The organism is Demequina iriomotensis, assembly GCF_000971395.1.
Taxonomy (GTDB): Bacteria; Actinomycetota; Actinomycetes; order Actinomycetales; family Demequinaceae; genus Demequina; species Demequina iriomotensis.
This window is the reverse complement of record NZ_BBME01000017.1, coordinates 1-18,221: the sequence shown is the minus strand read 5'-3', so window position 1 is coordinate 18,221 and position 18,221 is coordinate 1. Positions and strand designations below refer to the sequence as shown.

The following is an 18,221-nucleotide window of genomic DNA, read 5'->3' as shown; positions in this document are numbered from 1 at the left end:
GTGACCGAGCAGGCGGTCGAGGGCGCCCCGCGGGGCTTCGAGGTCCACCTCGACAACTTCGAGGGCCCGTTCGACCTGCTGCTGAGCCTGATCTCCAAGCATCAGCTCGAGATCACCGAGGTCTCGCTCGCGCGCGTCACGGACGAGTTCCTCGCCACCATCGCGTCGCGCGAGGGCGACTGGGACCTCTCGCAGGCCTCCGAGTTCCTGGTGGTCGCGGCGACGCTGCTCGACCTCAAGGCGGCGCGCCTGCTTCCGCAGGGCGAGGTCGACGACGTCGAGGACCTCGAGCTGCTCGAGGCCCGCGACCTCCTCTTCGCCCGGCTGCTCCAGTACCGCGCGTTCAAGCAGGCGGCGGCGGCCTTCGAGACGATGCTCGCCGCGCCCCGTCGCGTCCCGCGCGACGTTCCGCTGGAGCCGCAGTTCGCGATGCTGCTGCCCGAGCTCGTGTGGACCGTGACGCCGGAGATGCTCGCGCAGCTCGCGGCGCACGCGCTCCAGCCCAAGGCCGTGCCCACCGTGAGCATCGCCCACCTCCACAACCCCGCCGTGAGCGTGCGCGAGCAGGCCGTGGTCATCACCACGCGCCTCCAGCGCGAGGGCGCGGTGTCGTTCCGCTCGCTCACGCGCGACGCGGGCAGCACCGCCGTGGTGGTCGCACGCTTCCTCGCGCTGCTCGAGCTGTTCCGGGAGGCCGTGGTCGCCTTCGACCAGGTACGCTCCCTCGGCGAGCTGACGGTCCGTTGGACCGGCGGCGACTCCGCGGTCGAGGTGTCCGCGGAGTTCGATGAGGACGATGCGCTGGGCGTCGCCTCGCAGGCCGCGGGCCTGGCGGCGGAGGACGGGGAGACGACGTGAACGAGGTGACGCTCCGAGGGGCGCTCGAGGCGGTGCTCATGGTGGTCGACGAGCCGGTGCCCGCCGCCGAGCTCGCGGCGGCGCTCGAGGTCCCGCTCGGCGAGGTCGAGGGCGCGCTGCTCGCGCTGCGCGACGAGTACGCGGACCCCGAGGCGCCGCGCGGCTTCGAGCTGCGCGAGGTCGACGGCGGCTGGCGCATCTACTCGTCGCGGCTGTTCGCCGACGTGGTGGGCCGGTTCATCGTTGACGGGCAGTCCGCGCGCCTGTCCCAGGCCGCGCTCGAGACCCTCGCGGTGGTCGCGTACCGCCAGCCCGTCACCCGTGGCCAGGTCTCCCAGGTGCGCGGCGTCAACGTCGACTCGGTGATGAAGACGCTCGCCGCGCGCGGGCTCGTCACCGAGGTCGGGGAGCTGGGCGGCGCCGTCCTGTACGGCACGTCCACCGAGTTCCTCGAGCGCATGGGGATGTCGACCTTGGACGACCTCCCGCCGCTCGCCCCGTACCTGCCCGATCTTGCCGACATCGATGGGGAGGGCCGCTGATGGCCGATCTCGAGATCCACCGCCCCGAGGGCATCCGCCTCCAGAAGGTGCTGGCGTCCGCCGGCGTCGGCTCGCGACGCAAGTGCGAGGAGCTCATCGAGCGCGGCCGCGTCACGGTCGACGGCGAGGTGGTCGACCAGCTGGGCGTGCGCGTCGATCCCGACGAGGTGGTGATCGCCGTCGACGGCGAGCGCATCTCGGTCGCGGCGGGCCACGTCACGGTGGTGCTCAACAAGCCGTTCGGCGTCGTGTCGACCATGAGCGACCCGCAGGGGCGCCCGGCGCTCGACCAGTTCGTGAAGCAGTACGACGAGCGGCTGTTCCACGTGGGCCGCCTGGATGCCGAGACCACCGGCCTGCTGCTGCTCACCAACGACGGCGAGCTCGCGAACCGCCTCGCGCACCCCACGCACGGCGTCTCCAAGGTCTACGTCGCGAAGGTGAGGGGGCGGGTGTCCAAGCACATCCCCACCCAGCTCAAGCAGGGCGTGGACCTCGACGACGGCCCGGTGCGCGCCACCGCGTGCACCGTGCTGGACGTCGCCAAGGATTCGTCCCTGGTCCAGGTCGAGCTGCACGAGGGCCGCAACCGCATCGTCCGCCGCATGTTCGACAAGGTCGGGCATCCCGTGCTCGAGCTGGTGCGCACGCAGTTCGGCCCCATCCGCCTGGGCACCATGGCGCCGGGCGAGCTGCGCGAGCTGTCCCCGGGCGAGGTCGGTCGCCTCATGGACATCGCGGGCATGTAGCAGGGGCCGGCGCCCGGCGGGTGGTCCCGCGACCGATACGATGGTCGCCATGACAATCCGTGCGATCCGTGGCGCCATCACCCTGGACCGTGACGAGAAGGACCACCTGCACGAGCGCACCACCGAGCTGGTCGAGGCGCTCATGCGGGAGAACTCCCTCACCACCGACGACCTGATCTCGGTGATCTTCACGTGCACGCCCGACATCGTCAGCGATTTCCCGGCCGCCGCCGCGCGCCGCATGGGCTTCGGCGCCGTGCCGCTCATGTGCGCGCAGGAGATGGCGGTCCCGGGCGCGCTCCCGCTGGTGGTGCGCGTCATGATGCACGCGCAGCTCGAGCGCCCGCGCGAGGAGATCTCGCACGTGTACCTGCGCGGCGCGGTGAGCCTGCGTCGCGACCTCGCGCAGTAGGAGCGCCATGTCACCCCGCACGCACATCATCGGCGCCGGCCTCATCGGCGCGAGCGTCGGCATCGGCCTGAGCACCGAGGGCTGGGACGTCACCATCGAGGACAACGACGCCGAGGCGCAGGCGCTCGCGCGCTCGATCGGCGCCGGCGGCGCGCCCGGCGACGATGCGCCCGCCCTGGTCATCGTCGCGGTCCCGCCGTCGGCGGCGCCGGCCGTCGTGGCCGCCGCCCTCGGCCGCTACGCGGACGCCGTGGTGACGGACGTCGCGAGCGTGAAGGCGCCCATCGCCGCCGCCGCGGAGGCGACCGGCGCATCGTCCCGCTACGTCGGCTCGCATCCGATGGCGGGCCGCGAGGTCTCCGGCGGCCTGGGCGCCCAGGGCGACCTGTTCAAGGCGCGCCCGTGGGTGCTGTGCCCCAACGGCGCCACGGCGGAGGCCGTCGCGCTCGTCACGCAGGTGCCCGCCGCGCTGCAGTGCGACGTGGTGACGATGGACGCGGCGGCGCACGATGCGGCGGTCGCCCGGGTCTCGCACGCGCCCCAGGTCGCGGCGTCGGCCGTCGCCGCGGCGCTGGGCATCCTCGACGCGGACGATGTGGCCCTCGCGGGTCAGGGGCTGCGCGACGTCACGCGCATCGCCGCCTCGCTGCCCGGCATGTGGGCCGACATCGCGCGGATGAACCGCTCGCACCTGGTCGAGACGCTCGGCCACATCATCGACGACCTCGAGGAGGTGAGGGAGGCCGACGACATCGGCGAGGCCCTCACCGACCTCATCGACCGCGGCCGCTTCGAGGTCGCGCGCATCCCCGGCAAGCACGGCGGGGCGACGCGCGACTGGGCGCCGGTCACCGTCATCGTCCCCGACACCCCCGGTCAGCTGCTGCGTCTCCTGTCGCACACGGCCGAGGTGGACGTCAACGTCGAGGACATCGCCATCGAGCACTCGCCGCGGCAGCCGGTGGGCCTGACGACGCTCTACGTGCTGCCCTCGCGCGCCGGCGACCTGGTCGCCGCGCTCGAGCGTCAGGGTTGGGAGATCGCCGCCTCATGACCGGAGTGTCCATCGCCATCGACGGTCCCGCGGGGACCGGCAAGTCCACCGTCGCGAGGGAGGTCGCGCGCCGCCTGGGCCTCGCGTACTTCGACACGGGCGCCACGTACCGCGTGGCGACCCTGTGGTGCATGCGGGAGGGCGTCGACCTCGCCCAGGAGTCCGACGTCGCCGCCGTGGTCGAGACCATGAACGTCACGCTCGTGCTCGACCCGCGCAACCCGCGCGTGGTGCTCGAGGACGAGGACGTGAGCGCGCTCATCCGCACCGACTCCGTCGCGCTCACCGTGTCCAAGGTCGCCACCAACCTCGAGGCGCGCGCCGCGCTGGGGCAGTGGCAGCGCGACATCATCGCCGGGGAGCTCGAGGGCGGGTACTCCGAGGGGCGCGGCATCGTCGCCGAGGGGCGCGACATCACCACCGTGATCGCGCCCGACGCTGACGTGCGCATCCTCATGACGGCCGACGAGGAGATCCGCGTCGCGCGTCGCGCGGGCGAGGGCGCCGACCTCGCCACGGTCCGCGAGGCCGTGCTGGGCCGCGACAAGAAGGACTCCACCGTGGTGCAGTTCCACACCGCGGCGGACGGGGTCCACACGCTGGACACCTCCGAGCTCACCATCGAGGAGGCCGTCCAGGCCGTGCTCGACCTGGTCGCCGAGGTGCGTGGGGACGATGCGGACGAGGCCACCGAGGCATCGTCCGCCGAGACCGCGGGGAACGAGTGACCGCATCCGTCCCGAGCCGGTGGGGGCCGCGCTGGTCCCGCTGGGTCGGCCGGTTCCTTGCGCGCGTGCTGTGGCGCACCGAGGTGCGCGGGCGCGGGCACGTCCCGAGCGCCGGCGCGGCGATCGTGGTGTGCAACCACGTGGGCCTCATCGACGGCCCCGTGGTCCACGGCGTGATCCCGCGCGGCTCGCACTTCCTCATCCGCGCGGGCATGATGACCGGTGCGCTCGGTGCCATCCTCCGGGCCGCGCAGCAGATCACCGTCGAGGGCTCCGGGCGTGAGGCGCTCGCGCAGGGCCTCGCGGTCCTGCGCCGCGGCGACGTCATCGGCGTGTTCCCCGAGGGCACGCGCGGCGTCGGCACCGCGGAGGCCGTCCACGGCGGCGCGGCGTGGCTCGCGATCCAGTCGGGCGCCCCGGTGGTGCCCACCGCCATCATCGGCTCGCGCCGCACGGGGGAGTCCGTGAACATCTGGCCCCGCCCCGGCCGCAGGCTCCTCGTGGCCTTCGGGGAGCCGCGGGTGCTCACGCCTCCGGACGATGTCCGGGGAGGCCGTGCGAAGCAGGCGTGGGCTGCCGAGCGGCTCGCGGAGGCGCTTCGCGACCAGGTGACCCGTACCCTTGACACGACAGACCTCGAGCTTCCGCTCGACGACCCGCGCCGTGAGGCGCGCCAACAGAAGGACCTTGCATGACGGACGAGCAGCCGCTTCCGGCGCCCCACGAGTCGGACGCGCCCGAGTCGCTCGACGAGATCCGCGAGGCCGCGCTGCGCGCGGGCCTCGACGAGTACGACCTCACCCCCGAGGACCTCGCCGAGCTCACGGGCGAGCCGCTGCCCGAGACCGAGGAGGCGCTGCCGGTCCTCGCGATCATCGGCCGCCCGAACGTGGGCAAGTCGACGCTGGTGAACCGCATCATCGGCAAGCGCCTCGCGGTGGTCGAGGACAAGCCCGGCGTGACGCGCGACCGCGTGGCCTACAAGGCGGAGTGGGCGGGTCGCGACTTCACGCTGCTCGACACGGGCGGCTGGGAGAAGAACGTCACCGGCATCGACCTCTCGGTGGCGCAGGCCGCCGAGGCCGGGATCGAGATGGCCGACGCCGTGCTCTTCGTCGTCGACGCCATGGTGGGCGCGACCGCGACCGACGAGCAGGTGGTCAAGCTGCTGCGCCAGTCGGGCAAGCCCGTGGTGCTCGCCGCGAACAAGGTGGACGGCCCGCAGGGCGAGCTCGAGGCCGCCGCGCTGTGGAACCTGGGGCTAGGCGAGCCGTACCCGGTGTCCGCGCTGCACGGCCGCGGCACGGGCGACCTGCTCGACGCCGCGATGGCGATCCTGCCGACCGAGATGCACCAGGTCGAGGTCGACCAGGACGCGCCGCGGCGGATCGCCCTCATCGGCCGCCCGAACGTGGGCAAGTCCTCGCTGCTCAACAAGCTCGCCGGGTCCGAGCGCGTCGTGGTGAACGAGCTCGCGGGCACCACCCGCGACCCCGTCGACGAGCTGGTCGAGATCGGCGGCCGCACGTGGATGCTCGTGGACACCGCCGGCATCCGCCGCCGCGTCCACATGTCCAAGGGCGCCGACTTCTACGCGTCGCTGCGCACGCAGACCGCGATCGAGCGTGCCGAGGTCGCCCTCGTGCTGCTCGACGGCTCGGTGCCGCTGACCGACCAGGACCTGCGCGTCATCTCCCAGGCGACCGACGCCGGCCGTGCCGTGATCTTCGTGTTCAACAAGTGGGACCTCGTGGGCGAGGACGAGCGCTTCCTGCTTGAGCGGTCCATCGAGAAGGACATGGTGCAGCACCAGTGGGTGCCGCGCGTGAACCTGTCCGCGAAGACCGGCTGGCACACCAACCGGCTGCTCCCCGCGATCGACCTCGCGCTGTCCAGCTGGGACCAGCGCATCTCGACTGGACGGCTCAACTCGTTCCTCGGCGAGCTGGTCGCGGAGCACCCGCACCCGGTCCGCGGCGGCAAGCAGCCCAAGATCCTGTTCGCGACGCAGGCCGCGACGCGTCCGCCGCGGTTCGTCATCTTCACCTCGGGCTTCCTGGACCCTCAGTACCGCCGCTTCATCGAGCGCCGCCTGCGCGAGAACTTCGGCTTCGAGGGCACCCCGATCCAGATCTCGGTGCGCGTGCGCGAGAAGCGAGGCCGCAAGAAGTAGGCGGACGGCTGGCGACCGCCGGCCCGTATGTCGGTCCGATCGCGCATCGGACCGTCACACGGGCCGGCACCGGCACACAGCTCGGAGCCGCGCGTCGGCGGTCCGACATACGGGCCGTCCGCGGAGTCGCGCCGACGTGGGACGCGTCAGGCGAGGGCGTCGTAGTCGCCGCGGGTGAAGGCGATCTCCACCAGGTCCTCGAGCACCTCGAGATCGATCGCGTCGAGGCGCTTGACGTACACGCAGCCAGCGCCCGTGGTGTGCGGGCCGAGACCTGACAGCAGGCCCTCGCCCTCCGGGGTGTCCTTGAGCCCGTAGAACGTGAGCTGCGCCTTGCGCGGTGAGAAGCCGACCGCCATCCAGTCGCCCTCCCGTCCAGTCGCGTAGCGGTAGTGCATCGTGCCCCAGCCGATGATCGACGGCCCCCACATCACGGGCTCGACGCCGGTGACCGCGGTGACGAGCGCGACCACGCGCTCGGCCTCCTCGCGGCGGCGGTCGGGCTGGACGGCCGTGACGAAGGCCTCGACGGGCACGTCCGTGGGCTGCGTCTTGCTCATCGCCACATGCCCCGTGCCTCGAGGACCTTGCGCAGCAGGTCGGCGCGGTCGGACACGATGCCGTCGACCCCGGCGTCGATCAGCGATTCCATCTCCTCGCGCCGGTTGACGGTCCACACGTGGACCACCTTGCCGGCCTGGTGGGCGAGGCGGATGTGGCGCTGCGCGAGGACCGGGACCACGCCGACCCGCCAGGGGATCTGCAGGCCGTCGACGCCGCGCAGGGAGCGCAGGGTCCCGAGCCCCAGCAGGCCGCCGACAAAGAAGCGCGCCGCCTCGCTGGTGCCCGCCGACGTCGCGACGGGGCGGCTCAGGCGCGCCACCGTCGCCTCGCGACGCTGCGCGGAGAACGATGCCACGCACACGCGGTCGTGAGCGCCCGTGCGCTCGATCGCCTCGGCGATGGGCACGATGCCGGACTCGGCCTTGACGTCGATGTTCACCCGGACGTCGGGCCAGGTGCCGAGGACGTCCTCGAGCAGGGGCACCGGCTCGACGCCGCCGATGCGGGCACGCCTCACGGTCTCCCACGGCAGCTCCGCCACCTCGCCCTCGGCGTCCGTGGTCCGGTCCAGCGACGCATCGTGCAGCGCGACCGCGACCCCGTCGGCGGTGCCGTGACCGTCGGTCTCCAGGTAGCGGAAGCCCAGGTCCACGGCCGCCTGGAAGGCCGCCATCGAGTTCTCGAGCCCGTCGCGCGAGAAGCCGCGATGGGCGAGCGCGGTGAAGGGCACGTCGAAGTAGGGGTGGGTGGGGCGTGCGGTCATGCGAGCACCTCCTCGAGCCAGGATGCGACGGCACGCAGGTAGGCCGCGCGGGGAACGGGTGATGAGAGCGACAGGTCATGGACCCCGCCGGTGATGACGGCCTCCGTCACGCGGGCACCGAGTCGAGGCGCGAGGCGCGCGATGGCCGCCACGTCGACCACCGTGTCCTGGAGGCCCAGCAGGGGGTTGTCGGGGGAGTCCGGGCCGGAGGAGTGGGCGCGTGCGAGGAGCACCGGCACGCGGATGTCCAGCCCGCGCGCGACGCGGGACTGCGCGGCGAGCGCGGCGGCGAGCCACGCGGCGCGCACGGGGACGCCGGCGGGGTTCTTCAAGGCGACATCGAACCCCCAGGCCCCTCCCGCGTCGGTGAGCAGGTGAGCGGCGTAGTGCGAGGGGGCGTCGTGCACCACCATGTGCGGACGCGCCCGCGCGAGCAGCGGGACGGCGCGCAGGCCGATGCGCTGGCTGCGCGTACCCCGGCGGGCGAAGTACGGGCTGTCGAGCGCCAGCCCTGCGAGGGCGGGGTGGAGAGCGTCCGACGCCCACACCGCCGCCGCGAGCCCGCCGGTCGAGTGGGCGTGGACCACCAGGGGGAGGCCGGGGTGGGCGCCGGCGATCGCGTCGGCCGCGGCGGTGAGGTCCTCGCCCAGCTCGGCGATGTCGTCGATGAGGTGCGGGACGTCGCCCTCGCGCAGCGAGCGTCCCGCGCGGCGCAGGTCGACCGCGTGGAAGAGCAGCCCGCGGTCGGTGAAGAAGCGGGCCAGGTGGGACTGGAAGAAGTAGTCGTTGTACCCGTGCACGTGCAGCGCCACGCCCACGGGCGAGGCGGGCGCGTCGCTCGCCCGCACGAGCGTCGCGGCGCCGACGGGACGGCGCTCGAAGCCGGCGAGCGCATCGTCCTCCCAGGTCTCATGCCGGTCCATAGCCTCGATCGTGCCACCTTCACGCGCATCGTTCACGCCGCGTTCGCGTGTTGGTCGCGCATCATTCATCGGGGGCGGGCACTCTTGGCCCATGACTTCCGAGACGACGACGTCGACGGGGCCCGCCGCCTCCGAGCGCAGCATCCCCCGGGGCCGCGTGTTCGCGTGGGCGCTGTGGGACTGGGCGACCCAGCCCTACAACTCCGTCATCATCACGTTCGTGTTCGCCGCCGTCTACCTGGTGTCCGACTCGTTCATGGACCCGGCCGTCGTGGCGCTCGGGGAGGATGACCCGGCGTACGAGGCCGCGAAGGCGGACCTCTCGGGCAGCTTCGGGCTCGCGATGACGCTCGCCGCGGTGGTGATCGCGCTGCTCGCCCCCGTCATCGGCCAGCGCGCCGACACGTCGGGGCGCCGCAAGCGGTCGCTCGCGTGGTGCACGGGGCTGCTGGTGCTGTGCATGGCCGCGCTGTACTTCGTCGAGGCGGCGCCCGCGTACTTCGTGCTCGGCGCCGGGCTGATCGCGGTGGGCTCGATCTTCTCCGAGATCGGCGGCGTCCACTACAACGCGCTCATCACACAGGTCACCACGCCACGCACGATGGGTCGCGTCTCGGGCCTCGGATGGGGCTTCGGCTACACGGGCGGCATCGTCGCGCTCGTCGTGGTGGTGCTGCTGAGCGAGGCCGACTGGTTCGGGATGGACACCTCCAACGGCATGGCGTACCGCCTCATCGCGGTCGGCTGTGCGCTGTGGACGGTCGCGTTCGCGTGGCCGCTGTTCCGCTACGTCCCGGAGGCGCCCGGCACGGGCCGGGCGGCGGTGTCGCTGCTCGGCGGCTACGCACGGCTGTGGCGCGACCTGGTGCGGCTGTGGCGCGAGGAGCGGCACACGCTCTGGTTCCTGCTGTCGAGCGCGATCTACCGCGACGGCCTCGCGGGCGTGTTCACATTCGGCGCGATCATCGCGTCCGCCGCGTACGGATTCTCGACCGCGCAGGTGATGTACTTCGGCGTCGCCGCGAACCTGGTGGCCGGCGTGGCGACGATGGCGTCGGGGCTGCTCGACGACCGCTTCGGCGCGCGCCGCCTGATCCTGTGGTCGCTCGGCGGCATGGTGGTGGCCGGACTCGCCGTCGCGTTCCTCGAGCCGTACGGCACGGTGGTGTTCTGGGTCGCGGGGCTGGTGCTGTGCCTCTTCGTGGGCCCCGTGCAGTCCGCGTCGCGCTCGCTCCTGGCGCGGATCAGCCCCGCCGGCAAGCAGGGCGAGATCTTCGGCCTGTACGCGACCACCGGCCGCGCCGTCTCGTTCCTCGCGCCGGCGATGTGGTGGCTAGCGATCCAGATCACCCACGACACGATCTGGGGGGTGCTCGGCATCATCTCCGTGATCCTCGCCGGGTTCGTGAGCATGCTGTTCGTCAAGCTCCCGGTGCGCTGAGCGCGCGGGCTACGGCGTGTGCTCGATGGGGCCCGCGCCCCGCGCGTTGTAGACCGTCGCCGCGGACTGCCCGTACGCGCGGTACACCGCCAGCGCCTCCTCGCGCAGCACGTCGGAGGTGACGGCGATGCCGCGCGCCTCGAACTGCTGCGCCCAGTCCGCGACCACGGGGCCCTCGTCGAAGCGCGTAAGGCGCTCGAGCTCGGGTCCCTCGCCGGCGACCACCAGGTGGCGCACGCCGGACCACAGCGTGGCGCCGTAGCACTGGACGCATGGCCGCCAGTTGACCACGAGCGCGAGGTCGCGCTCGGCGCCCAGGTCCCACACCCCGAGCCGCTGCTGCGCGAGCGTGAGCGCCATCACCTCGGCGTGGCCGGCGCTCACGCCGGTGCCCAGGACCACGTTGACGCCCACCGACACGAGCTCGCCGGTCACCGCGTCGACGACGATCGCCGCGAACGGCCCGCCGCCGCCCTCGCGCCAGTTGCGATCGGCGAGACGATGCACGAGCGCCATCTGCGACTCGTGCGTGGGAAGCGCCTCGGGCAACCCGGGGATCGACTCGACGAGCCATGCGGGCAGGGACAGGGTGACGCTCGTCGCGAGCCCGTGGGCCATCGAACCTCCTGGTAGCGGGTCAGCCGGAGTGCTTGCCGGAGATGATCTCATCCCACGTGGGGTGGCGCGGGGCGCTTTTGTCGGGTGCCTTCGCGGGGTCCTTGGCCGTCGGCTCCTGCGCCGCGGGCGCCGGACGCTCGGGTGCGGCCACCTGCGGCTGATAGGCCGGCACCTCGCCGGACGTAGGCTCCCACGGCGGCACGAGCGCGGGGGCGGGCGGCGCCTCGGGGCGTCCGGCCGCGGGAGGGAGGGAGGCCGGCTCGCGAGGGGCGAGAGTCGGCGCGACGGTGAGGGGCGCCGCGGCGGGTGCGCGCTCCGGCACCGGCTCGGCGATGGGCTCCTGGATCGGCATGAGGAACGGCTGGGTCGCCTCGGGGTCGAACGCGGGCTCGGCGGCGACGGGCTGCGCCGGCGCCGGCTGCTCGCCCATGACGGTCTCGACCACCGTGCGGAGCGCCTCGGCGAGCACCTCGACCGGAAGCGTGAGGGCGCCCGAGGCGCTTGCGACGGTGGGCGGGAGCCGCACCAGTCCGCTCGGGACGCCCCATTCGGCGAGCTCGCGCTGGAGGACGTAGAACACGTGGTTCGCGAGGCCGCTCCCGGCGTTGACCGACAGCGTCGCCGGCAGGCTGCGCGCCTCGAGCGCCTCGAGGATCTCGCGGGCGGGAAGCGTGGTCCACAGCCCCGCCGGCGCGCCGGCGACCACCGGTGCGTCGACAGGCTGGGAGCCGTGCGCATCGGCCACCCGAGCATCGTCCAGGTTGACCGCGAGACGCTCGATCGCGACGCCGCTCGCGCCCTCGTGAGTCGCCACGAGGATCACCGCGTCGGGCAGGTGCTTGGCGACGGAGGCGCGCAGGCGCCGCGACGCCTCGGTGTACGCCGGGGCCAGGTCCCGCGCGACGATCTCTGCGGAGCCCTGCCACGTCTCGGCGAGGATCCGGGCGGCGTCGGCGGAGCCGTCGCCGACGGTGCCCGGCAGCGGTTCGAGGGCGGTGATGAGAACGCGAGCCATGCTCATAGAGTAGGCGTTCGGACGTCCGTCGCCGGGGACGTGCCCATCGACGGATCGAGCGTCGGGTTGAGCCCGTGTGGGGTTCCCCACAGTGCGGTTCGCGCGCGTGAGGACACCCCCTAGGGTGTCGCCATGATCGATCCCACGAGCGTGCGGGTCGCGCTCGCCGTGGTGGTCGCGCTGTCGCTCTTCCACGTCGTCGGCACCGTCGCGCGCGTATGGACCTCGTCCGCGCCGCGCTGGTGGGGCGCCGCGCTGGGGCTCACCGTGGCGAGCCTCGCGTTCGACCTCGGCAACGGCACCCCGGTGCAGTGGCTCACCGTGCCCGTGGGCAACGCGATCGGGGTGGCCTCGGTGCTGTGCGTGCTGTACGCGGTGCGCGCCATCCGCGGACGGACGCCGCCGTGGGTCGCGAGCGCATTCGCGCTCGTCGGCACCGTGGCGAGCGCGGCCGTCGAGCGCCCGATGGACGATGCGTGGGCGGGTTCGACGTTCATGTTCGCGGTGCTCGCGGGCGCCTACGGGCTGATCGCCGCCGAGACGTGGTCGGCGCTGCGCGCGCTCGGCCCGGACCGCCTCACCACGAGGCGCGTCGAGGCGCGAGCGTTCACGGCGTTCACGCTCGCGGCCGAGGTCCTCGCCGCGCTCTACCTCGCGCGCTGGGTCTCGGTGCTGCTCGAGGGGCGCGACGACTCGGTCTTCGGCACGTCGGCGGGCATGGCCCTCACCGGGCTCGTGCAGATCGGCGGGGTCGCCGCCGTCACGTTCTCGCTGGGCTCGCTCGGCGAGCTGCGGCGGCGGGACCGGCTCGAGCGCCGGGCGACCACCGATCACCTCACGGGGGTGCTCTCGCGCGGCGAGCTCATGAGCCGGCTCGAGTCGCGGCTGGCGGCGGAGCCCGTGGCGGGCGACGTGATCGTGATGTGCGACCTCGACGGCTTCAAGGAGATCAACGACAGGTGGGGGCACGGCGCGGGCGACCGGGCCCTGGTCGCCTTCACCGAGGCGTGGGGCGGGCTGCTCGGACCGGCGGACGTCTTCGGGCGCCTGGGCGGCGACGAGTTCGTGCTCCTGCTGTCCGCGGTCGGGCTCGACGGCGCGCGGGCACGGGTGGGCGCGGTGCCGCCGCTGCTCGATGCGGCCGCGGCGGATCACGTCACGCTCGTGCCGGCCGCGAGCTACGGGCTGGCGGCCGTCGAGCCGCGGACGAGCCCCGAGGTGCTCCTCGGGCGTGCCGACATGGCGCTGTACGAGGCCAAGGCCGCCGGCGGCGGCACGATGCGCGTGTACGGGCGCCCGCTCGCGCAGGCGGCGGGAGAGGCGCTGTGATCGACGCGCTGAGCATGCGCGTCGCGCTCGCCGTGCTCGTGCTCCTGGCGATGATCTACACCGGCTTCGTGGCGCGCCGCGACGGCGCGGGCTCGGTCGCGGCCGCATGGCTCGGCGCGCTCGTCGCCTTCACGCTCGGCACGCTGCTGTTCCTGGGCGACGGGACGCCGGCGCAGCGGTACACCGCGCCGCTCGCGAACATGGCCGCGGTGCTGGGCGGCACCCTCATGATCGCGACTGCGCGGCGGGTGCGTGGCGCGCGCGTGCCGTGGTGGCTGCTGGCGACGGTGGTCGCCGGTGGCGGCGTCTCCACGCTCCTCGAGGATCCCGCGGTCAACGCCTGGGCGGGTGGCGGCTACATGCTCATCGCGTTGGGTGCCTGCTCCGGGGCGGCGGCCGACGAGCTCTGGCATCATCGCGAGCGGGCGGGAAGCACCGAGGTGCGGACCATCGCCATCACGGCGACGGTGCTCACCGTGTTCTACACGCTGCGGTGGGTCCTCTACTTCCTCCAGGGACCCGAGGGGGCGGCGTTCACGTCGATGACCGGCAGCGGGGTGACCGCGCTCATCCAGATGGCGAGCACCGCGACCGTGACGCTGGCGGTCGCGCAGCTGGGCGACGCGCGATCCAGGGTCGAGCTCGAGCGCCGCGCGACCACGGACCACCTCACGGGGGTGCTCAACCGGGGCGAGCTGCTGGTGCGCGCGGAGCGCGCCCTCGCCGACGGTGCCGAGGGCTCCGTGGTGATCGCGGACCTCGATCACTTCAAGCGGGTGAACGACACCCGCGGTCACGCCGAGGGGGACCGCGCGCTGGTGGAGTTCGCGCGTGCCTGGCGCGTCGCGCTCGGCCCGGACGACGTGCTGGGCCGGATCGGCGGGGATGAGTTCGTCATGGTGCTCGTCGGCACCTCGCCCGAGGACGCCGCCGCGATCGCGCGCGAGGTCACCCGGGACTACGTCGCGTCGATGACGTGCGAGCGCTTCGCCGCGCCGACGGCCAGCCACGGCGTCGCGGGCGCCACGCGTGGGCTGAGCCTGTCCCTGCTGCTCGCGCGCGCCGACGACGCCCTCTACCAGGCGAAGCGTGCCGGGCGGGACGCCGCGATCGTGTACCGCGCCCCTGAGCCCTCGACAGGCGCCGCGTCGCGCTGAGCCCGCGTCAGTCGTCGACCGCGATCTCGATCCCGTCGACGGTCCGCACCAGGCCGCGCTCGCGCAGCCCTCGGATGTAGCGGGCCTGCCCGCGCTCGCCCTTGCCGCGGAACAGCGGCATGAGGCGCGGGAGCGCCCCGGGCACGAGCATCGCGGCGCGGACCAGCCAGGACTCGCTCGGACGCGGGTAGGCCTCGAGGCGGGGGCGGTCGAGCAGGCCGATCATGGTCGCGGCCACGTGCGCCGGGGACTGCGGCGGGTCCTGGAACTGCAGGGAGTTGCCGCCGTCGAGCGCCTCCTGGCGCAGCATGCGCGTGTCCGTCGCCGAGGGCAGCACCGAGCTCACGGTGATGCCCTTGTCGCGCAGGTCGAGCGCGATCGACAGCATCGCGCCGCGGAGCCCGAACTTGCTCGCGGTGTAGATGGGCGTCTCGCCGAGCGGGAAGATGCCGCCGAGCGACACGGTCGTGATCACCCGTGGGTCGTCGGAGGCGCGCAGCAGCGGCACCGCGAGGCGCGTGAGCACCAGGGGAGCCGTGAGGTTGACCGCGAGCTCGCGCTCGATGCTCTCGACGCTGCGCGTGTCGAAGCGGTCGGCGCTGGTCATGCCGGCGTTGTTGACCAGCACGTCGATGCGGCCATGGCGATCGCCGATCCGCGCGACGATCGCCTCCGCCGTCTCACGTTCGGCGAGGTCGCCCACCTCGGCGCTGTGGCGAGCGGCGCCGCCGGGGAGGCGGTCGACGGCCGCGAGGGCCGCATCGTCCCGCAGGTCCACGACGACGATGCGCGCGCCGCGCGCGGCGGCAAGCGCGCTGAAGGCGCGCCCGATGCCGCCGGCGCCGCCGGTGACCACCACGACGCGGTCCGCGAGGTCGAAGGGGGCGCGGCTCACGGGATGGTCCAGCCCATGCGCTTGGCCGTCTTGTGGAGGTAGCGGGTGATCGCGACGCCGTCGACGTAGCCCGCGTGGCGGGGCGAGTCGACGAAGCGGATCCCGCGGGTGAGGTCAGGCTGGTCGGTCGCGATGAGGTTTTCGAACTCGAGCCACCGGTCGGGGCGTGCGCCGCGGTCCTCGATGTGCTGCGCGATCATCTGGGCGAGCTGCTCCATCAGCACGTAGGCGGCGCCGTTCGTCTCGACGAAGCCCAGGCCGTACAGGCCCGCGTGGCGGGAGAAGGCCGTGAGGTAGAAGTCGGGGTGCGGGCCGTCGCCGACCAGGTCCTGCGCGTAGGGGACGGCGTGGTGGTAGCCGGTCGCGAGCAGGATGAGGTCCACGTCCTCGGTGGTGCCGTCGGTGAAGGCGACCGTGGTGCCGCTCGTGGTGGCGATCCCGGGCCGCGCGGTGATGTCGCCGTGGCCCAGGTGGTGGAGCAGCTGGGTGTTCATGAGCGGGTGCGTCTCGAAGACCTTGTGGTCCGGCTTCTGCAGGCCCAGCCGAGTGAGGTCGCCGTTGAGGACGCGGAGCAGGACACCGAAGACACGCTGCTCGAGCCACATCGGCATGGTCGGGCCCTCGTCCGCGAACACGTCCGAGGGCTTCCCGAACACGTGCTTGGGGATGAAGTGGTAGCCGCGGCGCAGGCTGATGGCGGCGTGCTCGGCGCTGCGCGCGGCGTCGCACGCGATGTCGGCGCCGGAGTTGCCCGCGCCGACCACCAGGACCCTTCTGCCTTCGAGTTCCTTGGCGCTGCGGTAGGTCACGGTGTGGCGGACCTCGCCGGCGTACGTGCCCGGGAGGTCGATCACGTTGGGGATCCACTGGACGCCGGACGCGATGACGATGTGCGCGTGCTCGGTGGTGCGGCCGTCCTGCCTCGTGAGCCGGTAGCCGTCCTCGAGGCGCTCGACGCGCTCAACCTCGGTGCCGTACTCGATCTGCTGGTCGAGGTGGTTGTCCCGCGCGAAGCCCTGGAGGTAGGCGAGGATCTGGCGGTGGTCGGGGTAGTCGGGGTAGTCGTCCGGCATGGGGTAGGACGGGAACCCCGACATGGTCCGCGAGGAGATGAAGTGTGCGGACTCGTACATGGGGCTGCCGGGGGCGTCGATGTTCCACAGCCCGCCGGGCGCCGTGTAGCGCTCGAGGTGGGTGTAGGGCAGCCCGCGCTGCTTGAGGGCGTGGGCGGCGGCGAGGCCCGCAGGGCCGGCGCCGATGATGGCGGTGTCGAGCACGTCTCTCCTCGTCATTGAGCAGTCGGTCAGAGACTAGGGGAGAGCAGGGACGATGCGCGAGCACCTTCGCGCGTGGCGCGTGCCAGGCGTCACCACGTTATCCGGGCGGATCTTGGGCTCGGGAGGCCGAAAGTGGTCTTGGAGGCTCCCGGAGTCCGATATAGTTATCGGGCTGTCACGGGCTGTGGCGCAGCTTGGTAGCGCACCTGACTGGGGGTCAGGGGGTCGCAGGTTCAAATCCTGTCAGCCCGACGTGTAGCAAGCGGAAAGTCCTGGTAACTCACGGGTTGCCAGGACTTTTTGCATGGAGTGACATGACCCGGTCATCACATACTCATCACTTTGGGTTCGCTGAGGCGCCCTCCGCTGGATGCTCTCCGGCAGGGACGCGTTGGTGCCGGTCGGTCCCGGACGCCTGGGGTGCGCGCTCCGCACCTATGCGGCATGAGCGCCGAACACCGCACTGTGGACAACGCCTGGGGCCTCGAGCCTCTGCTCGACGTGAGCGAGCTGGCCGCATACCTGGGCGTGCCGGTCTCCACCGTGTACGACTGGCGCACTCGAGGTGTCGGACCGCGCGGGTACCGCTTCGGCAAGCACCTGAAGTTCTCCGTCTCCGATGTGCGGACCTGGGTCGAGCAGCAGCGCGATGCCTCTCCTGCGGAGGGGAGGTGACACCGTGGCACGCGCGCGACTGACCATCGGCACGTTTGGCGACATCGCCTACCTCGAGGCGCCCCGCGGGCGCGTGGTCGCGCGGACGCGCTACCGCGACTGGGATGGCAAGAGCCGGCTGGTGCAGGCCACCGCCAACACGCGTAGCCAGGCCGAGCAGGCATTGAAGGCCAAGCTCGCCATTCGGAGCCTGTTCCAGCCCGCCAGCTCGGTCCTGTCGCCCGACAGCCCCTTCCCGGACTTGGTCGCGTATTGGCTCGAGGACCTCGAGCTCGAGGGGCGGATCTCGAAGCGCACATTGGAGCTGTACGAGCGAGACATGCGCACGCTCGTGCTGCCGGTGTTCGAGGGCCTCACGCTGAGAGAGATCGGGGTTGCTCGTTGCGACCAGTACCTCAAAGTCCTTGCGAGGCAGAGCTACAGCCGCGCCAAGCACGCACGGGCGGTGCTCCGGCTCGCGCTCGAGCTGGCGGTGCGACACGAGGTGCTGCCGCGCAATCCCATGGCTCACGTCTCCCCGCTGCGCCGCCCCGCGTCGCGACCGAACGCGTTGACGGCCACCGAGGTCAACGCGGTGCGCGCGGCGATCGCCTCCTGGGAGATGGGCGGCTCGTACTCCGGCCCGCGGCCGGACGGGCAGCTCGGCGCGATCGTCGAGGTCATGCTCGGCACCTCCGCCCGCATCGGCGAGGTGCTGGCCATCCGTCGCCGCGATGTCGACGTGACGAGCGCGACGCCATCGATCCGCATCGCCGGGACCATCGTCAGCCTCCATGGTGAGCCGACGAAGCGGCAGGACCACCCGAAGACGGCGAGGTCCGTGAGGACTGTGGCGATCCCGTCGTTCACCGCCGAGGCCGTACGGCGTCGGCTGGCGCGGTTGGAGGACCACTCGCTCGACGCGCTGCTGTTCTGCACGCGCGACGGGACGCCGCTGACCACGAACAACGTGCGCCGTCAGTTCCGGATGGTGCTCGAGCGTGCCGGCATCACCGGGGTCACGCCGCACATGTTCCGACGGACCGTCGCGACCGCGATCAACGACGAG

General features: G+C 72.7%; 20 protein-coding genes and 1 tRNA gene. 14 read left to right on the top strand and 7 right to left on the bottom strand.

Annotated features, from left to right (window positions below):
- Genes AOM09_RS11830 through der form a run of 8 tightly spaced genes read left to right on the top strand, consistent with a single transcriptional unit; the run spans position 1 to position 6,516 of the window.
- Complete coding sequence (locus AOM09_RS11830; protein ID WP_062388699.1) at positions 1-858, top strand: segregation and condensation protein A; 858 nt, start codon at positions 1-3, stop codon at positions 856-858.
- Positions 855-1,400, top strand: a complete 546-nt coding sequence (gene scpB, locus AOM09_RS11825; protein WP_062388697.1) for an SMC-Scp complex subunit ScpB — start codon at positions 855-857, stop codon at positions 1,398-1,400. The genes AOM09_RS11830 and scpB overlap by 4 nt, the downstream gene beginning before the upstream one ends.
- Positions 1,400-2,149, top strand: a complete 750-nt coding sequence (locus AOM09_RS11820) for a pseudouridine synthase (protein ID WP_062388695.1) — start codon at positions 1,400-1,402, stop codon at positions 2,147-2,149. Before scpB ends, AOM09_RS11820 begins: the two co-directional genes overlap by 1 nt.
- 49 nt (positions 2,150-2,198) lie before the next feature.
- Entirely contained in the window at positions 2,199-2,561 is a 363-nt protein-coding gene (gene aroH, locus AOM09_RS11815) for a chorismate mutase (protein WP_062389036.1), read from the top strand.
- Positions 2,562-2,568: 7 nt separating this feature from the next.
- A complete protein-coding gene (locus tag AOM09_RS11810) occupies positions 2,569-3,615 on the top strand; it encodes a prephenate dehydrogenase (RefSeq protein WP_062388692.1) in 1,047 nt (348 codons plus the stop codon).
- Entirely contained in the window at positions 3,612-4,343 is a 732-nt protein-coding gene (gene cmk, locus AOM09_RS11805) for a (d)CMP kinase (RefSeq protein ID WP_062388690.1), read from the top strand. The genes AOM09_RS11810 and cmk overlap by 4 nt, the downstream gene beginning before the upstream one ends.
- Positions 4,340-5,038: a lysophospholipid acyltransferase family protein gene (locus AOM09_RS11800; RefSeq protein ID WP_082099108.1), complete on the top strand. Its 699-nt coding sequence runs from the start codon at positions 4,340-4,342 to the stop codon at positions 5,036-5,038. The genes cmk and AOM09_RS11800 overlap by 4 nt, the downstream gene beginning before the upstream one ends.
- Complete coding sequence (gene der, locus AOM09_RS11795) at positions 5,035-6,516, top strand: ribosome biogenesis GTPase Der (protein ID WP_062388687.1); 1,482 nt, start codon at positions 5,035-5,037, stop codon at positions 6,514-6,516. Before AOM09_RS11800 ends, der begins: the two co-directional genes overlap by 4 nt.
- Positions 6,517-6,662: 146 nt before the next feature.
- Here the strand turns inward: der and AOM09_RS11790 are convergent, their stop codons facing one another.
- The 3 genes from AOM09_RS11790 to AOM09_RS11780 are packed head-to-tail and all read right to left on the bottom strand — an operon-like array spanning position 6,663 to position 8,766.
- On the bottom strand, positions 6,663-7,076 hold the full coding sequence (locus tag AOM09_RS11790; RefSeq protein ID WP_062389033.1) for a DUF1801 domain-containing protein: 414 nt from the start codon (positions 7,074-7,076) through the stop codon (positions 6,663-6,665).
- Complete coding sequence (locus AOM09_RS11785; protein ID WP_062388684.1) at positions 7,073-7,843, bottom strand: glycerophosphodiester phosphodiesterase family protein; 771 nt, start codon at positions 7,841-7,843, stop codon at positions 7,073-7,075. Before AOM09_RS11785 ends, AOM09_RS11790 begins: the two co-directional genes overlap by 4 nt.
- Positions 7,840-8,766 (bottom strand): alpha/beta hydrolase, encoded by a 927-nt coding sequence (locus AOM09_RS11780; protein WP_062388681.1) that lies wholly within the window; start codon positions 8,764-8,766, stop codon positions 7,840-7,842. The genes AOM09_RS11785 and AOM09_RS11780 overlap by 4 nt, the downstream gene beginning before the upstream one ends.
- A 91-nt stretch (positions 8,767-8,857) precedes the next feature.
- Between AOM09_RS11780 and AOM09_RS11775 the strand changes: the two genes are divergently transcribed.
- Positions 8,858-10,207 carry an MFS transporter gene (locus AOM09_RS11775; protein ID WP_062388680.1) on the top strand — a complete coding sequence of 450 codons (1,350 nt, stop codon included), beginning with the start codon at positions 8,858-8,860 and terminating at the stop codon, positions 10,205-10,207.
- A 9-nt stretch (positions 10,208-10,216) separates the two neighbouring features.
- Here the strand turns inward: AOM09_RS11775 and AOM09_RS11770 are convergent, their stop codons facing one another.
- Together AOM09_RS11770 and AOM09_RS11765 are read right to left on the bottom strand one after the other, a co-directional pair.
- Positions 10,217-10,825 carry a nucleoside deaminase gene (locus AOM09_RS11770; protein ID WP_062388677.1) on the bottom strand — a complete coding sequence of 203 codons (609 nt, stop codon included), beginning with the start codon at positions 10,823-10,825 and terminating at the stop codon, positions 10,217-10,219.
- A 19-nt stretch (positions 10,826-10,844) separates the two neighbouring features.
- A complete protein-coding gene (locus AOM09_RS11765) occupies positions 10,845-11,840 on the bottom strand; it encodes a pyroglutamyl-peptidase I family protein (protein WP_062388675.1) in 996 nt (331 codons plus the stop codon).
- Between the two features lie 132 nt (positions 11,841-11,972).
- On the opposite strand from AOM09_RS11765, the gene AOM09_RS11760 reads away from it, so the two are divergent.
- Both AOM09_RS11760 and AOM09_RS11755 read left to right on the top strand, forming a co-directional pair.
- Positions 11,973-13,169, top strand: a complete 1,197-nt coding sequence (locus tag AOM09_RS11760) for a GGDEF domain-containing protein (protein WP_062388672.1) — start codon at positions 11,973-11,975, stop codon at positions 13,167-13,169.
- Positions 13,166-14,326, top strand: coding sequence for a GGDEF domain-containing protein (locus AOM09_RS11755; RefSeq protein WP_062388670.1), 1,161 nt, complete (start codon positions 13,166-13,168; stop codon positions 14,324-14,326). Before AOM09_RS11760 ends, AOM09_RS11755 begins: the two co-directional genes overlap by 4 nt.
- A gap of 7 nt (positions 14,327-14,333) precedes the next feature.
- Here the strand turns inward: AOM09_RS11755 and AOM09_RS11750 are convergent, their stop codons facing one another.
- Together AOM09_RS11750 and AOM09_RS11745 are read right to left on the bottom strand one after the other, a co-directional pair.
- Positions 14,334-15,221, bottom strand: coding sequence for an SDR family NAD(P)-dependent oxidoreductase (locus AOM09_RS11750; RefSeq protein WP_062388667.1), 888 nt, complete (start codon positions 15,219-15,221; stop codon positions 14,334-14,336).
- Positions 15,218-16,498 (bottom strand): flavin-containing monooxygenase, encoded by a 1,281-nt coding sequence (locus AOM09_RS11745; RefSeq protein ID WP_228375133.1) that lies wholly within the window; start codon positions 16,496-16,498, stop codon positions 15,218-15,220. The genes AOM09_RS11750 and AOM09_RS11745 overlap by 4 nt, the downstream gene beginning before the upstream one ends.
- Before the next feature lie 178 nt (positions 16,499-16,676).
- Between AOM09_RS11745 and AOM09_RS11740 the strand changes: the two genes are divergently transcribed.
- The 3 genes from AOM09_RS11740 to AOM09_RS11730 all read left to right on the top strand — a co-directional run.
- Positions 16,677-16,750: transfer RNA gene (locus tag AOM09_RS11740), tRNA-Pro, on the top strand.
- 192 nt (positions 16,751-16,942) lie between these two features.
- Positions 16,943-17,173, top strand: coding sequence for a helix-turn-helix domain-containing protein (locus tag AOM09_RS11735; RefSeq protein WP_062388664.1), 231 nt, complete (start codon positions 16,943-16,945; stop codon positions 17,171-17,173).
- 4 nt (positions 17,174-17,177) lie between these two features.
- Positions 17,178-18,221 (top strand): tyrosine-type recombinase/integrase (locus AOM09_RS11730; RefSeq protein ID WP_228375132.1); only part of this gene is annotated, 1,044 nt, incomplete at its 3' end.

Bases quoted from the DNA above. Each gene is read 5' to 3' on its own strand.
- aroH (WP_062389036.1), top strand. From the start codon at position 2,199: ATGACAATCCGTGCGATCCGTGGCGCCATCACCCTGGACCGTGACGAG.
- cmk (WP_062388690.1), top strand. From the start codon at position 3,612: ATGACCGGAGTGTCCATCGCCATCGACGGTCCCGCGGGGACCGGCAAG.
- AOM09_RS11735 (WP_062388664.1), top strand. From the start codon at position 16,943: ATGAGCGCCGAACACCGCACTGTGGACAACGCCTGGGGCCTCGAGCCT.
- AOM09_RS11810 (WP_062388692.1), top strand. From the start codon at position 2,569: ATGTCACCCCGCACGCACATCATCGGCGCCGGCCTCATCGGCGCGAGC.
- AOM09_RS11775 (WP_062388680.1), top strand. From the start codon at position 8,858: ATGACTTCCGAGACGACGACGTCGACGGGGCCCGCCGCCTCCGAGCGC.
- AOM09_RS11760 (WP_062388672.1), top strand. From the start codon at position 11,973: ATGATCGATCCCACGAGCGTGCGGGTCGCGCTCGCCGTGGTGGTCGCG.
- der (WP_062388687.1), top strand. From the start codon at position 5,035: ATGACGGACGAGCAGCCGCTTCCGGCGCCCCACGAGTCGGACGCGCCC.
- AOM09_RS11765 (WP_062388675.1), bottom strand. From the start codon at position 11,840: ATGGCTCGCGTTCTCATCACCGCCCTCGAACCGCTGCCGGGCACCGTC.
- AOM09_RS11820 (WP_062388695.1), top strand. From the start codon at position 1,400: ATGGCCGATCTCGAGATCCACCGCCCCGAGGGCATCCGCCTCCAGAAG.
- AOM09_RS11780 (WP_062388681.1), bottom strand. From the start codon at position 8,766: ATGGACCGGCATGAGACCTGGGAGGACGATGCGCTCGCCGGCTTCGAG.
- AOM09_RS11790 (WP_062389033.1), bottom strand. From the start codon at position 7,076: ATGAGCAAGACGCAGCCCACGGACGTGCCCGTCGAGGCCTTCGTCACG.
- AOM09_RS11785 (WP_062388684.1), bottom strand. From the start codon at position 7,843: ATGACCGCACGCCCCACCCACCCCTACTTCGACGTGCCCTTCACCGCG.
- AOM09_RS11770 (WP_062388677.1), bottom strand. From the start codon at position 10,825: ATGGCCCACGGGCTCGCGACGAGCGTCACCCTGTCCCTGCCCGCATGG.